The sequence below is a fragment of the Ensifer adhaerens genome (genome assembly GCF_013283195.1).
Taxonomy (GTDB): Bacteria; Pseudomonadota; Alphaproteobacteria; order Rhizobiales; family Rhizobiaceae; genus Ensifer; species Ensifer adhaerens_G.
Genome location: NZ_JABEKT010000004.1, coordinates 343,030 through 355,990, shown reverse-complemented (window position 1 = coordinate 355,990; position 12,961 = coordinate 343,030). Strand labels below are relative to the sequence as shown.

At 61.9% G+C, this 12,961-nt stretch carries 11 protein-coding genes; 5 read left to right on the top strand and 6 right to left on the bottom strand.

The features are described from left to right. Position 1 precedes the first annotated feature (1 nt). Genes nikC through LPJGGPFB_RS28150 form a run of 3 tightly spaced genes read right to left on the bottom strand, consistent with a single transcriptional unit; the run spans position 2 to position 3,509 of the window. Positions 2-904 (bottom strand): nickel transporter permease, encoded by a 903-nt coding sequence (gene nikC, locus LPJGGPFB_RS28160; RefSeq protein WP_173423229.1) that lies wholly within the window; start codon positions 902-904, stop codon positions 2-4. Further along, positions 901-1,914, bottom strand: coding sequence for an ABC transporter permease (locus LPJGGPFB_RS28155; RefSeq protein ID WP_173423228.1), 1,014 nt, complete (start codon positions 1,912-1,914; stop codon positions 901-903). The genes nikC and LPJGGPFB_RS28155 overlap by 4 nt, the downstream gene beginning before the upstream one ends. Continuing rightward, positions 1,911-3,509, bottom strand: coding sequence for an ABC transporter substrate-binding protein (locus LPJGGPFB_RS28150; RefSeq protein WP_173423227.1), 1,599 nt, complete (start codon positions 3,507-3,509; stop codon positions 1,911-1,913). The genes LPJGGPFB_RS28155 and LPJGGPFB_RS28150 overlap by 4 nt, the downstream gene beginning before the upstream one ends. Positions 3,510-3,794: 285 nt before the next feature. On the opposite strand from LPJGGPFB_RS28150, the gene LPJGGPFB_RS28145 reads away from it, so the two are divergent. Beyond that, positions 3,795-4,835 (top strand): dipeptidase, encoded by a 1,041-nt coding sequence (locus tag LPJGGPFB_RS28145; protein ID WP_173423446.1) that lies wholly within the window; start codon positions 3,795-3,797, stop codon positions 4,833-4,835. 211 nt (positions 4,836-5,046) lie between these two features. On the opposite strand, the gene LPJGGPFB_RS28140 is transcribed toward LPJGGPFB_RS28145, so the two are convergent. Continuing rightward, positions 5,047-5,295, bottom strand: a complete 249-nt coding sequence (locus LPJGGPFB_RS28140) for a DUF2798 domain-containing protein (protein ID WP_173423226.1) — start codon at positions 5,293-5,295, stop codon at positions 5,047-5,049. A gap of 26 nt (positions 5,296-5,321) precedes the next feature. After that, positions 5,322-6,233, bottom strand: coding sequence for an NmrA family NAD(P)-binding protein (locus tag LPJGGPFB_RS28135; protein WP_173423225.1), 912 nt, complete (start codon positions 6,231-6,233; stop codon positions 5,322-5,324). A gap of 117 nt (positions 6,234-6,350) precedes the next feature. Here LPJGGPFB_RS28135 and LPJGGPFB_RS28130 point away from each other — a divergent pair, with 117 nt between their 5' ends. Next, a complete protein-coding gene (locus tag LPJGGPFB_RS28130) occupies positions 6,351-7,244 on the top strand; it encodes a LysR family transcriptional regulator (protein WP_173423224.1) in 894 nt (297 codons plus the stop codon). 22 nt (positions 7,245-7,266) lie between these two features. On the opposite strand, the gene LPJGGPFB_RS28125 is transcribed toward LPJGGPFB_RS28130, so the two are convergent. Next, positions 7,267-8,130 (bottom strand): DMT family transporter, encoded by an 864-nt coding sequence (locus LPJGGPFB_RS28125; RefSeq protein WP_173423223.1) that lies wholly within the window; start codon positions 8,128-8,130, stop codon positions 7,267-7,269. Positions 8,131-8,231: 101 nt separating this feature from the next. Here LPJGGPFB_RS28125 and LPJGGPFB_RS28120 point away from each other — a divergent pair, with 101 nt between their 5' ends. The 3 genes from LPJGGPFB_RS28120 (at position 8,232) to LPJGGPFB_RS28110 (ending at position 12,857) form a co-directional block, all read left to right on the top strand. Beyond that, positions 8,232-9,629, top strand: a complete 1,398-nt coding sequence (locus LPJGGPFB_RS28120) for an aminotransferase-like domain-containing protein (RefSeq protein WP_427858586.1) — start codon at positions 8,232-8,234, stop codon at positions 9,627-9,629. Positions 9,630-10,017: 388 nt separating this feature from the next. Further along, positions 10,018-11,061: a glutamine synthetase beta-grasp domain-containing protein gene (locus LPJGGPFB_RS28115; RefSeq protein WP_173423221.1), complete on the top strand. Its 1,044-nt coding sequence runs from the start codon at positions 10,018-10,020 to the stop codon at positions 11,059-11,061. A gap of 716 nt (positions 11,062-11,777) precedes the next feature. Then, positions 11,778-12,857, top strand: a complete 1,080-nt coding sequence (locus LPJGGPFB_RS28110; RefSeq protein ID WP_173423220.1) for an AAA family ATPase — start codon at positions 11,778-11,780, stop codon at positions 12,855-12,857. The last annotated feature ends 104 nt before the right edge of the window (positions 12,858-12,961 follow it).

The following is a 12,961-nucleotide window of genomic DNA, read 5'->3' as shown; positions in this document are numbered from 1 at the left end:
CTCAGTCTCCCTTCGGATCGAGCACGTCGCGCAACCCGTCACCGAGGAAATTGAACGCGAGCGACACCAGGAAGATCGCGATGCCGGGCACGGTTGCAACCCACCATTGATCGAAGATGAAGCGCTTGGCGGTGGCGATCATTGCGCCCCATTCCGGCGACGGCGGCTGCGCGCCCATGCCGAGGAAGCCGAGGCTGGCCGCGGTGATGATGATCGAACTCATGTCGAGGGTAATGCGCACGATCAGGCTCGGCACGCAAAGCGGTGCGGCATGACGCATGATGATGCGCCATGGCGAAGCGCCGGTCAGCCGGCAGGCGGCGATGAAGTCGCTGCGGCGTACCGTCATGGTTTCGGCACGGGCGAGGCGCGCATATGGCGGCCAGGCTGTGAGCGCGATGGCGAGAACGGCGCTTTCGACGCCGGGCTTCAGCGCCGCGACGAAGGCCAGCGCCAGAATGAGGCGCGGGAAGGCGAGGAAAACGTCGGTGACGCGCATCAGCACCGTATCGACGACGCCGCCGAAATAGCCGGCGATGCAGCCGACGGCAAGGCCGATCGGCGCGACGAGGACGACCACGGAGACGACCATGCCGAGCGTCACGCGACCGCCGAAAAGGATGCGCGAGAAGATGTCACGGCCAAGCTCGTCGGTGCCGAGCCAATGGGCGGCACTCGGTGCGGCGAGCCGGTTGGCCAGGTTCTGGATCGCCGGATCGTGCGGCGCCAGCACCGGAGCAAACAAGGCAAGCAGCGAAAAGAAGAGGATGATCGCAAGCCCGATCATCGCCAGCGGGTTGGACCTGAGCTTCAGCCAGATTCGATAGCGATGGCCCCAGGAGGCCTGGGTGCGGGAGGCGGGCGTTTCATCCAGCGCCCAGTTTCTGAAGGTCGTAAGCATCATCGGACGCGGGGATCCAGTACACGATAGAGAAGGTCGGCGATAAGGTTGAGCCCGACATAGATGAGGCCGATCAGAAGGGTCGCTCCGACCACGGGGTTCATGTCGGCGTTCATCAACGACACCGTCAGATATTGTCCGAGGCCCGGCCAGCTGAACACCGTTTCGGTGACGACGGCGCCCTCGAGAAGCCCGGCATAGGTAAGCGCCAGCACCGTCACCAGCTGCACCGCGACCGTCGGGAACGCGTGGCTCCAGATGACGGTGGAGGCCGAAAGTCCCTTGGCCCGTGCGGTGATCACGAACTCGCCCTTCAAGGCGTCGACCATGAAGGCCCGGGTCATGCGGGTGATATAGGCCATGCTGAAATAGGCAAGGATGCAGACAGGCTGCGCCATGTGCGCCACGGCGTCACGGAAGGCATCCCAGTCGCCGGCAACGAGCGTGTCGATCGTCAGAAGGCCGGTGACCGGATCGATCATGCCATCGAAGATGACGTCCTGACGGCCGGGTCCCGGTGCCAGGCCAAGTGTGGCGTAGAAGATCAAAAGCGAAATCAGCGACAGCATGAACACCGGAACGGAGTGGCCGGCAAGGCAGACGACGCGGATCGCCTGGTCGACGAACTTGCCCTGGCGGACAGCGGCCCAGACGCCGAGCGGAATGCCGATCGCCGCCGACAGAAGCAGTGCTGCCGTTGCCAGCTCCAGCGTTGCCGGGAAGAACCGGGCTATATCCGTGGAGACCGGGTTGCGCGTCAGGATCGACATGCCGAGATCGCCGTGCAGCAGCTGCCAGAGATAGCGGAAAAACTGTACGATCAGCGGCTGGTCGAGGCCCATTTCGATGCGGGCCTGGGCGATCACTGCCTCGGACGCGTTGTCGCCGACCGCGGCAATCACCGGGTCGACCGGCATGACGCGCCCGATCATGAAGGTGACGATCGTCAGGCCGAGCAGCGTTAGGAAGACGCTGCTCAACGTGGTGGAAAAGCTTTTGATACGCTTGTTCAAGCCTTGGACGCCTCTGCATAGGAGTGGGCGTCAGAGAGCGTACCGAGCCGGATGCCGGCAACCGACTTGCGGCAGGCGGCCGTGGTCGTCGTCTGCAGCATGAAGATGAAGGGGCTGTGCTCCATGTGGGCGCGCTGCAGTTCCTCGTAGAGCGCGATGCGCCTTGCCGGGTCCTTCTCGTCGCGTGCCGCTTCGGCCTTTGTTGCCATTTCCTCATCCTGCCAGGACGAGCGCCACAGGAACGGACGCGACTTCGCGTCATCGGAATTGTCGTGGTTGATGCAGAACACGTCGGCGTTGGCATGCGGGTCGAAGTAGTCCGAGCCCCAGGCCGAAAGCGCCATCTGGTGTTCGCGAGCGCGCATCTTGGTCAGAACCTGGCGGTTTTCGGCCGCCTGCAGCTGCACGCGGATGCCGATTTCGGCGAGGTTTGCCTGGATCGCCTGCGCCAGATCCGGATAGGGCTGCGCCGAATAGTGATCCATGACGATGTCGAAGCCGGCCTCGAGGCCTGCCTCGGCCATTAGTGCCTTGGCCTTGGCCACGTCCTTCACAAACGGCGTGTCGTTGACGACACCGGGATAGCCCTCCGGCAGGAAGCTCTGGTGAATCTTGTGGGTCAGCGGAACGATGTTTTCCTGCATGCCCTTGTAGTCGAGCGCGTGCTTGACTGCCTGCCAGACCTGCGGCTTTGCCAGGTTCGCCTGCTTCTGGTTGAGCGAGATCAGCACCAGCGAGGCCACACCCTTGCGGACCAGCGTGTAGTTCTCGTCGCCCTGCAGCGTGCGCAGCTGCTCGGAGCTGAGGTTGCGGGCGATATCGGCATCGCCCTTCTGCAGCATCAGGAGCTGCGAGGAGGGGTCGGCGACATGGCGCAGGATGATGCGCTTGATGTTGCCCTTGTAGGGGCCGTTCGGATTGACCGTCAGCGCGACGCTCTCGCTCGGCTTCCAGGATTGCAGCGCGAATTCGCCCGAACCGGCGGTGTTCTTCTGCAGCCAGGCATTGCCAAGGTCGCCGTCGACTTCGTTTTCGAGCGCGACCTTCTTCTCCAGGATGCTGCCGACATTGGCCGAGAGGCAGTAGAGCAGGAAGGCGAGCGAGGCCGGCTGTTCGAGCGTGAGGCGAAGCGTCGAGCCGTCGACGGCGACGATGCGCTCTTCGACGTTTTCAGGCGTGAAGCCGAACTGGGCGATGATGAAGGCAGGGCCCTTGTTCATCTTGATGGCGCGCTGCAGCGAGAAGGCCGCATCTTCGGCCGTGACCGGCGCGCCGCTCGCAAAGGTGGCGCCGGCGCGAAGCTTGAAGGTGAACACCTTGCTGTCGGCGTCCGCTTCCCAGGATTCGGCCAGCGTCGGGTCGACCTTGTTGGCGTCGTCGAGATTGGGGTGAACCAGCTTCTGGTAGATATTGCCGCAGATTTCGCTGCCGACCGCCTCGAAGCTCTCGTGCGGGTCGAGGCTCGTCATGTTGTCGAGCTGCTGGGCGACAACCAGGATGTCTTTCGGGGTTTCGGCGAAGGCCGGCACCAGGCTGACATAGGACAGAAACGGCACGGCAGCACCGCCGATCAACAGGTTGCGTCTGGAAATCATCGGAAATATCCCCTTCTCGGACTTATCGTCATGCGAACGGCCGCCGTGAGGCTTTTGCAGATAACCTCAATGCCGGCCGTGTTCCCTTGTAGGGGGCGGATTAAGCACAACATGGCTGGGCGCGACCAATTCCGATTTCGGCAAGGCCTATGCACGGTTTGCATTTGCGTCGGTGGACGGCTTTCCCCTAGGGCTGGCGGAAGATTATGGTCGCGCACGACGATGCGATGAGTCGCGCGCAACCGGCCGGCGTGGCCGGAAAACAGGTTGAAAGGCGATCCCCAATTGGCAACACAGGCGAAAATCTCGGTCTTCGATGGACATAACGATGTGCTGTCGCGTTTGTGGCACTCGCAGCAGCCAGACGCTCAAGCCCGTTTCATCGATGGCGGCAGCTCCGGCCATATCGATCTCGCGAAGGCCAAAGAGGGCGGGCTCGCCGGTGGCCTTTGCGCCGTCTATGTCGCCTCGCCCAGCATGCAGAAGGACACCAACGGCGATTTCGCGACGCCGGATCAACAGGACGCGCTGAAGAGTACACTCGGCATGGCGAGCCTGCTGATGCGCCTTGAGCGGCGGGCCAAAGACAAGCTGAAGATCTGCCGCTCGGCAGCCGATATCCGCCAGGCGATCGCAGACGGTGTGTTCGCGTCGGTGCTCCATATCGAAGGTGTCGAAGCGTTCGCCGCCGATCTCGACGCGCTCTACGTGCTGCATGCTGCCGGCCTGCGCACGCTCGGACCCGTCTGGAGCCGGCCGAACATCTTTGCCTATGGCGTGCCGTTCCGTTTCCCGTCATCGCCCGATATCGGTCCGGGGCTGACGGAAAGCGGCAAGGACCTGATCCGTGCTTGTAACGAGCTCAGGATCATGGTCGACCTGTCGCATATGAATGAGCAGGGTTTTTGGGATATCGCGGCACTTTCCAACGGGCCGCTGGTCGCTTCCCATTCCAACGTGCATGCGCTCTGCCCGCACAGCCGCAACGTCACGGATCGCCAGCTCGACGCGATCAAGGACACCGGCGGGCTGGCCGGCATCAATTTCGGCGTCCTGTTCCTGCGCTCCGACGGCATCAGGCACCCGGACACCAGTCTCGACCTTCTGGCCGATCACATCGACTATATCGCCAACCGCATCGGCCTCGACCACGTCGCGCTCGGCTCTGATTTCGACGGCACGACGATCCCTGCGTCGATGCGCGACGCGGCCGACCTGCAATTGCTCGTCGACCTCTTGCGCAAGCGCGGTTACGACGAGGCCGCGCTGGCGAAAATCTGCCACGGCAACTGGATCCGGGTGCTGGAAACGACCTGGGGCGCGTGAGGGTGGGCGTGCAGCGGGCTTATCGGCTCGCTGCGATCGCAGCGCCGGCGAACAGTCCCGTTCTCAATTGATGCCGACGGTCTCACGGATGCCATGGCGTGTGCCGGCGCGCGACGACGGCCGCGTTACCGCCGAGACACTCGCCGACCTCGATCGTTCCGCGGCAGTGATCGCCCCGCAACGGCCTTTCAGTCACCGCCGGCTTAACGGTTCAACGCCGGGCTTGCGGCGCTTGCACCAGCGCGCCAACGATCATGCGCACCAGCGGCAATACGAGCAGCAGGCTCGGAAACGCCGCGAGCCACGAGATGCCCCAGGCTTTCATCCATAGGGCGAAGAGGTCGGCGCTGGCTCCGACGCTGGCGACTGTGGAAACTGCCGAGACAAGGCAGGACATCAGGACCGACAGCACCAGAGGCATGGCGATGGCGTTGTAGCGAGCGGGAAGTTTCTTTGGCATGGCGGTGATGCTCCGGTTTGGAAGTGTCAGGCTTGGAGGTGTGGGCGAGCAGTGGCAGCGGTCGCGAGCTCTTCGATAAAGGCCCGCAGGCTTCGCGGTTCCCGCCCGAGTGCCGCTCTCAACGACAGGCTGTTGCCACCAAGGCCAACGGCTGCGTAGTGCTCATGGACCTTTGCGAGCAAGCCGAGTTGCTGTTCGGTGTATTTGGTCCGGGCCGGTGCGGCCCAATCGTGGAAGCTGATCTCGCCCGCCTCGATAGGGTGACCCGACGCGCTTGCCATCATCGCGGCGATTTCCTCCCTGTTGTGGCGGCCATCGGCGCACAATTCGAGGGTGGCATAGGCGAGGCGATCCTCAGTCAAAGCGATCGCCGCCACCTCGGCAACGTCGCGATAGTCGACGCGCGCCAGGCGCGTGGTCTTCGGAAAGGGTTCTGAAAAGACGCCGTGTTCGACGATCGCCGGCCACGCCGAGCGGAGGTTCTGCATGAAGTTGGCCGGGTGCAGAATGGTGTATTCGAGCGTGGACGAATAGAGCGCATCCTCGACCGGGATCTTGGCTGCATGGTTCTTCAGTCGTGTGTTGGTTGGCTGGATGACCGAGGAGAAGACGAACTTGCGCACACCCGCGCGAACCGACGCCTCGACCATTGCAACGCCCATTGCCGTTTCATCGGGCGCGAAGGCCGGTCCGAGAGGAAAAACACCGTTGATACCCTGCAGCGCAACGTCGAGGCTTTGGCGATCCCTGAGGTCGCCGACCGCAATTTCCGCGGCGCCAAGTGACTGCGCCAAGCCGGTGTTGGACTGGTCCCTGACTAGGGCGCGAACAATAGCTCCGCGGCCCACCAACTCGGGCACGACGAGGCCGGCAAACCGGCCGGTCGCACCGACGACGAGTATCCTGTTTCCCGCGGTTCTTGTCGTTGTCGGTGCCATGCGAATTCGCCTTCCTGACGTTCGTCTCATGCAATGTGAAGACAGGGTATTGCGCGGCGGAAATACAGACAATTGGCCAGAAATGTGATTAATACTCCCGAAAAATGGGAGAATTGAATGGGCCGTATCGAGGATCTGGAAGTGTTCGTCGCCGTGGTCGAGCTCGGGAGCTTGACGGCGGCTGCCAATCGCCTTTCGCGGCCGCTGCAGACCGTCAGCCGTTCGCTTGCAACCCTTGAAGACGATGTTGGGGTGGAACTCGTTCACCGAACGACCCGGCGCTCCTCGCCGAGCGAGGCGGGCGAGATCTTCTATCGACGGGTGAAGCCCGCCATCGATGAAATCCGTGAAGCCCGATTGGAGGCGGCGCGGCGCCGACTGGAGCCTTCAGGCGTGCTGCGCATCGGGGCTCCGGCGCTGTTTGCTCCGCGCTTCCTGATGCCGATCGTTGCCGAATACATGCGGCAATACAAGGAAGTCGAAGTCGAACTCGACCTTTCCGACGCGTTCGTCGATCTCGTAGGCGGTGGGCTCGACATGGTGGTGCGCATTGGCGATCTGGCCGACTCGAGCCTGACGGGGAAGCGGCTGGGCGGTCTGCGCCGCGTCGTCTTCGGTGCACCCTCCTATCTTGCCGCACGCGGTCGGCCCAAGCACCCGCATGACCTGAAGCACCACGACTGCGTCACGCGCCTGGGCGATGATCGGCAGGGCACCTGGATGCTGACGATCGACGGCAAGTCACGTGGGATAAAGGTTGGCGGCCCTTTGCGGGTGAACGCCATGGCGGCAATCTATGCCGCCGTCGGCGAAGGGCTCGGTCTCGGGTATTCCCCGCTCTGGCAAATCGAGCATCTGATTGCCGACGGCAGGGTCGAGGTGGTACTTGAGGAATTCGAACCGGCCCCTGTGCCGCTTCATATCCTGTGGCGCGAGGGCAGGGCGCCCACGGCCAAGGTCCGGACGTTCATCGACCTGTTGAGCAAGCGGCTTAAGCTCGACCATCTCTGACGATGGGCCGAAAGCTAGCCTTCTACTTCGCGAATTTCTTGGCGCCGGCGACGCAAAGCACGATCGCGCCGGTGACCGCCAGCATCGCTCCACTCACCGGCTCATGCAGCAGTGCTGCTGCCAGCGCCAGGCCGAAGAACGGCTGCAGCAGTTGCAACTGTCCGACGCCGGCGACGCCGCCGAGCGCCAGTCCGCGATACCAGAAGACGAAGCCGATCAGCATGCTGAAGACGGAGACATAGGCAAGGCCAGCCCAGGCGCCACCGTTCACCATCTCGACGGCTGGTGCGTTGGTGAAAAGACCGATGCCGATCATGACGGGCAGCGACAGCACCAGAGCCCAGCAGATGACCTGCCAACCACCGAGCTTGCGCGAAAGGGCAGCACCCTCGGCATAGCCAAGGCCGCAGACGATGATGGCGGCGAGCATAAGGAGATCGCCAACCGGCGAGGCGGAAAAGCCCTGCGTCAGTGCAAAACCAGCAACCAGCGCGCTGCCGACGCAGGAAAACAGCCAGAAGGCCGGATGCGGCCGTTCGCCGCCGCGAAGCACCCCGAAGACGGCGGTCGCCAAAGGCAGCAGGCCGACAAAGACGATCGAGTGGGCCGATGTCACATGCTCAAGCGCCAGTGCGGTCAGGAGCGGGAAGCCAAGAACGACGCCGAAGGCGACGATTGCCAGCGACACGAGATCGGTGCGCGTCGGCTTGGGTTGGCGAAAGACGAGGAGCAGGCAGAGCGCCAGCGCACCGGCGATCGCCGCGCGGGCGACGGTCAGGAATACTGGATCGAAGTCCATGACGGCAGCGCGTGTGGCCGGCAGCGAGCCGCTGAAAATCAATACTCCGAGGAAGCCGTTTAACCAGCCGGTAGTCGTTCTGTCCATTGTCGTCTCCTTTTCTACATGTATCGGTCGGAGACAGTGGTTCTTCCAGAGACAATGCGGTACAGTTGCGCCAAACTGTCATGCATCAAGGTCCGATACAGATGGCATTCCAGCAGACGGAGACCGGTAGTGAGACCCTGATTGAGGGCGTCATGGGCACGATCCGGCAACGCATTGCCGGGCGATTGTTGACGCCGGGTGCCAAGCTTCCTTCCATTCGGGCATTCGCGACGACCATGCGGGTTTCCAAGTCGACGGTTGTGGAAGCCTATGAGCGTCTTGCCGCCGAGGGCGCCATCCGCTCGCGGCCCGGTTCCGGCTTTTTCGTGTCTGCGCCGCTGGCGCCGTTGTCGCTGACCGAGGTCGGCCCGCGGCTCGACCGCGCGGTCGACCCCCTCTGGGTTTCGCGACAAGCCCTTGAAACCGATGCCGAGGTGCTGAAGCCCGGCTGCGGCTGGCTGCCGGCGTCGTGGATGCCGGAGGCAGCACTCAGGCGGGCGCTGCGCTCGATCGCACGCGCGGAGACGGCGAGCCTGACGGAATACGGTACGCCGCTCGGCCTGCGGCCCTTGCGGCAGTTGCTGGCGCGGCGCCTTGGCGAACATGGCGTCGAGGCATCGCCCGATCAGATCATCCTGACTGAGTCCGGCACCCAGGCGATTGATCTGCTTTGCCGGTTCCTGCTCGAACCAGGCGACACCGTCATGGTCGACGATCCCTGCTACTTCAATTTCCAGGCGCTGTTGCGGGCGCACCGCGTCAATGTCGTCAGCGTGCCCTACACGCCTGTCGGTCCCGATCTCGATCGGTTCTCTGAAGTGCTGGAAGCCCATCGCCCCCGCCTCTACATCACCAACTCCGCCGTGCACAATCCGACTGGCGCGACGCTGTCTCCCGTGGTTGCGCATCGCCTGCTGCGGCTGGCCGAGCAGGCGGGCTTGACCATCGTCGAGGACGATATCTTTGCCGATTTCGAGCATGAGCCGGCGCCGCGGTTGGCCGCCTTCGACGGTCTCGACCGTGTCGTGCAGATCGGCAGCTTTTCCAAGACGTTGTCTGCATCGATGCGCTGCGGCTACATCGCCGCTCCCAGGAGTTGGATCGAGGGGCTGATCGACCTCAAGATCGCCACCACATTCGGCGGCCCGAACCTCGCCGCCGAGTTGGTGTTGACCCTGCTTCGCGACGGCAGCTACCGAAAACATATGGAGGCGCTGCGGCTGCGCCTGACCCGAACGATGACCGAAACCACCGCGCGGCTTGCTGCCGTCGGGATTACACCCTGGATCGAGCCGCGGGCGGGCATGTTCCTCTGGTGCCGGCTGCCGGAGGGGCTCGATGCGTCGGAGCTGGCGCAGAAGGCGCTGGCGCATGATATCGTTCTGGCGCCCGGCAATGCCTTCAGCCATTCCGGCGCGGCTTCGGGATTTCTGCGCTTCAACGTCGCCCAATCGACCGATGAACGGCTCTATCGCGTACTGGCGATGATTACCCGGTAGTCACGCGTCTGGCAGTGTCGTTTCGGGCTGGTGACTGCCTGCATGTTTTTCGAGCAGCCTTTGTGATGGCCCTTGTTGACCGGGCTGCGACGACGCGGCGGCCGCCTTGCCGCTCGACGCCTTCTTTGGCAGCGGATTGCGCGTGGCCGTGCCTCAAAGCGCGGCTGATGGTGCCTATTTTCTGTGCAGTCCGCTTCATCCTTAGTCTTGTGCTACCGCTTGCACTGGACAGCGGATGCCGCGGGCGTTGATTTTTTCGTGTTTTGGCCAGAAAAAGCGAACTGGCACGATTAATGCTTTCTTATGTCTAACGGTCGTCGGGCAACCGATCTGGATTGCCCAACCGCTTCGGAACCAAGCCATTCCTGGCGTCACGTGAGAGAAAGAAATGACAAAGTTTAAGCTCGAATACATCTGGCTCGACGGTTACAAGCCGACCCCCAACCTGCGCGGCAAGACCCTGGTCAAGGAATTCGACGCTTTTCCGCAGCTTGAACAGCTTCCGCTCTGGGGCTTCGACGGTTCCTCGACGATGCAGGCCGAAGGCAGCAGCTCCGACTGCGTGTTGAAGCCGGTTGCCGTCTATCCGGACCCGGAGCGCAAGAACGGCGTGCTCGTTCTCTGCGAAGTCATGATGCCCGATGCCAAGACGCCGCATGCGTCCAACACCCGCGCTTCGATTGCCGATGACGACGGCGCCTGGTTCGGCTTCGAGCAGGAGTATTTCTTCTATCAGAACGGTCGCCCGCTCGGGTTCCCGGAAGCTGGCTTCCCCGCGCCGCAGGGCCCTTACTACTGTGGCGTTGGCTTCGGCAATGTCGGCGACATCGCCCGCAAGATCGTCGAAGAGCATCTGGACATCTGCCTGGCCGCCGGCATCAACCATGAAGGCATCAACGCCGAAGTCGCCAAGGGCCAGTGGGAATTCCAGGTCTTCGGCAAGGGCTCGCGCAAGGCCGCCGATGAAATCTGGCTTGCCCGCTACCTCCTGCAGCGCCTGACCGAAAAATACGGCATCGACGTCGAATACCACTGCAAGCCGCTCGGCGACACCGACTGGAACGGTTCGGGCATGCATGCCAACTTCTCGACCACCTATATGCGCGAAGTCGGCGGCAAGGAATACTTCGAAAACCTGATGGCGGCCTTCGCCGAAGCTCGCGCCGACCACATCGCCGTATACGGTCCTGACAACCACATGCGCCTGACCGGCAAGCACGAAACCGCCTCGATTCACCAGTTCAGCTACGGCGTTGCTGACCGCGGTGCCTCGATCCGCGTTCCGCACAGCTTCGTCAACAACGACTACAAGGGCTATCTTGAAGACCGCCGCCCGAACTCCAAGGGTGACCCCTACCAGATCGCTGCGCAGATCCTGAAGACGATCTCCACGGTTCCGACCGATGTCGAAAGCCAGATGAAGGCGGCCTGAGCATGGCTTGTGGCGTGCCCTAGCGGCACGCCACAAACGGCTCTGCCTCCAAGGATAGGCGATCGGCGACGGTCGCCAAAACAAAACGCCCCGCTTTCGAGCGGGGCTTTTTGTTTTAGGCTGCCGATAATGCCCGGGTTGGTAGCCGGGAAGGCTCAGCGCTCGTCACAACCACCTTCTTTCCTGTGCTTGTCAAAGGAATCGTCAAAGCCGTTTCTCCAATTAAATCAACGTTCATAAGCCCTTTACCCTGAGTACGGGTAAGGAATCGGGGAAGGAATTGTTTGCCACGGTGGCAAACATAAGTTTCCCGGCGCGGGAAACATTCCCCATTGGGGAAACATCCAATCTTTTCCCTCACGGCAATAATCCCGGTTTGCTTGTTCCAAAATGGAAAAAGCATCATTTGCGATCATTCGCGTGCATTCGCGATCAAACCGCAACATTTGCCACTCTGGACTCTTTTCCGCTTCGGTGCAAAATCAGATCAAAGCGCCAGTGATACGCACACTCAAGCGCGCCGACACCCGATAACCGGGGCGGCAAATCCCTAACCGGGAATTCTTGGCTATCCATCGTTCGCAAGACGCGAAAAGGCCGGTGACTCTGAAAGGTCACCGGCTTGAAGGTTTTCGCCGTGGAGTCTTGGGGAAAGACTGACCACATCACAATACGGCGACTTCCTTCTCGTTACAAACGGAAAGGAAAAGTTTCCCATGCATGGCAACTACGACGGCCAAGACGCGACACGTAAACCTTTCAAACTGATCCACATCAGCGAACTCGACGAGCACGAGCCGGAACCGGAAGCGCTCGTGCAACGTCTCTTGCCGCGCACCGGCTTCGCCACGATCTACGGCGCACCCGGATCAGGTAAAACGTTCTTCGCTCTTCATCTCGGCCTCTGTGTCGCATCCGGCCTCCCTTTCTTCGGCAACACAAGCGAGCCCGTCGCTGTCGTCTATATCGCGGCGGAAGCCGGAAGCGGCATCAAGAAGCGGGTGATCGCAGCCCGCGACCGGCTCAACATCACCGACGCTGAATTCTACATCATCACCGAAGCGCCCAATCTCGGCTTCGCCACTCCCAACGACGCCAATCGGCTGATCTTCGACATTCAGAATGCGCGCATCCCGAACCTTGGACTCATCTTCATCGACACAGTGGCACGCTGCATTCCGGGCACCGATGAAAACAATTCGATGCATATGGGGTCATTCGTGGCGACTGCCGACAGGCTCGCGCGTCATTTCAACTGTCTCGTCGTCGGCGTCCATCACGCGGGAAAAGACCAGGAGCGCGGCATGCGCGGCTCATCAGCGCTCAACGGCGCTACCGATGCCGAATGGTCGATCCGCTGCGAAAACGGAGTGCACACGGCAAGACTAGAGAAGATGCGCGAAGGTGAAGCGAACCTGAGCATGGATTTCGCATTGGAGGTCCACGAGTTCGCCGACGAGACAAGCACGTGCGTCGTGCAGGAACTCACGCAACCGGAACTCAGAAAGCACACTGCGAAGCCATGGCAAGCGACAGGCGCGACAGCCATCGCGCTCGACGCACTGATCGAAGTGCTCAACGACCGGGGAAGCGTTCCACCGTCGAACAATTATATCCCTGACAGAGTGAGAACGGTGAACGTTAACGTGTGGAAGGCTCATGCCGCCAAACGAGGGTTGAGTACATCGGACGATCCGAACTCTCTCAACAAGGCGTTCCAAAGGACACTGCAAAAACTATTAGAAAACAAGAAGATAGGGACTTGGAACGAGCATGTCTGGCTGGTGGTGGGGTGAAGGAGGACAGACAAGGACAAAAAACGCCCGAGCGTTTTGTCACTTGTCTGTCCGTCTGTCAACCCCCTTACCGTACCAGCGACGACACCATCGGACATCGGGTG

Bases quoted from the DNA above. Each gene is read 5' to 3' on its own strand.
- nikC (WP_173423229.1), bottom strand. From the start codon at position 904: ATGATGCTTACGACCTTCAGAAACTGGGCGCTGGATGAAACGCCCGCC.
- LPJGGPFB_RS28150 (WP_173423227.1), bottom strand. From the start codon at position 3,509: ATGATTTCCAGACGCAACCTGTTGATCGGCGGTGCTGCCGTGCCGTTT.
- LPJGGPFB_RS28140 (WP_173423226.1), bottom strand. From the start codon at position 5,295: ATGCCAAAGAAACTTCCCGCTCGCTACAACGCCATCGCCATGCCTCTG.
- LPJGGPFB_RS28135 (WP_173423225.1), bottom strand. From the start codon at position 6,233: ATGGCACCGACAACGACAAGAACCGCGGGAAACAGGATACTCGTCGTC.
- LPJGGPFB_RS28130 (WP_173423224.1), top strand. From the start codon at position 6,351: ATGGGCCGTATCGAGGATCTGGAAGTGTTCGTCGCCGTGGTCGAGCTC.
- LPJGGPFB_RS28125 (WP_173423223.1), bottom strand. From the start codon at position 8,130: ATGGACAGAACGACTACCGGCTGGTTAAACGGCTTCCTCGGAGTATTG.
- LPJGGPFB_RS28120 (WP_427858586.1), top strand. From the start codon at position 8,232: ATGGCATTCCAGCAGACGGAGACCGGTAGTGAGACCCTGATTGAGGGC.
- LPJGGPFB_RS28115 (WP_173423221.1), top strand. From the start codon at position 10,018: ATGACAAAGTTTAAGCTCGAATACATCTGGCTCGACGGTTACAAGCCG.
- LPJGGPFB_RS28110 (WP_173423220.1), top strand. From the start codon at position 11,778: ATGCATGGCAACTACGACGGCCAAGACGCGACACGTAAACCTTTCAAA.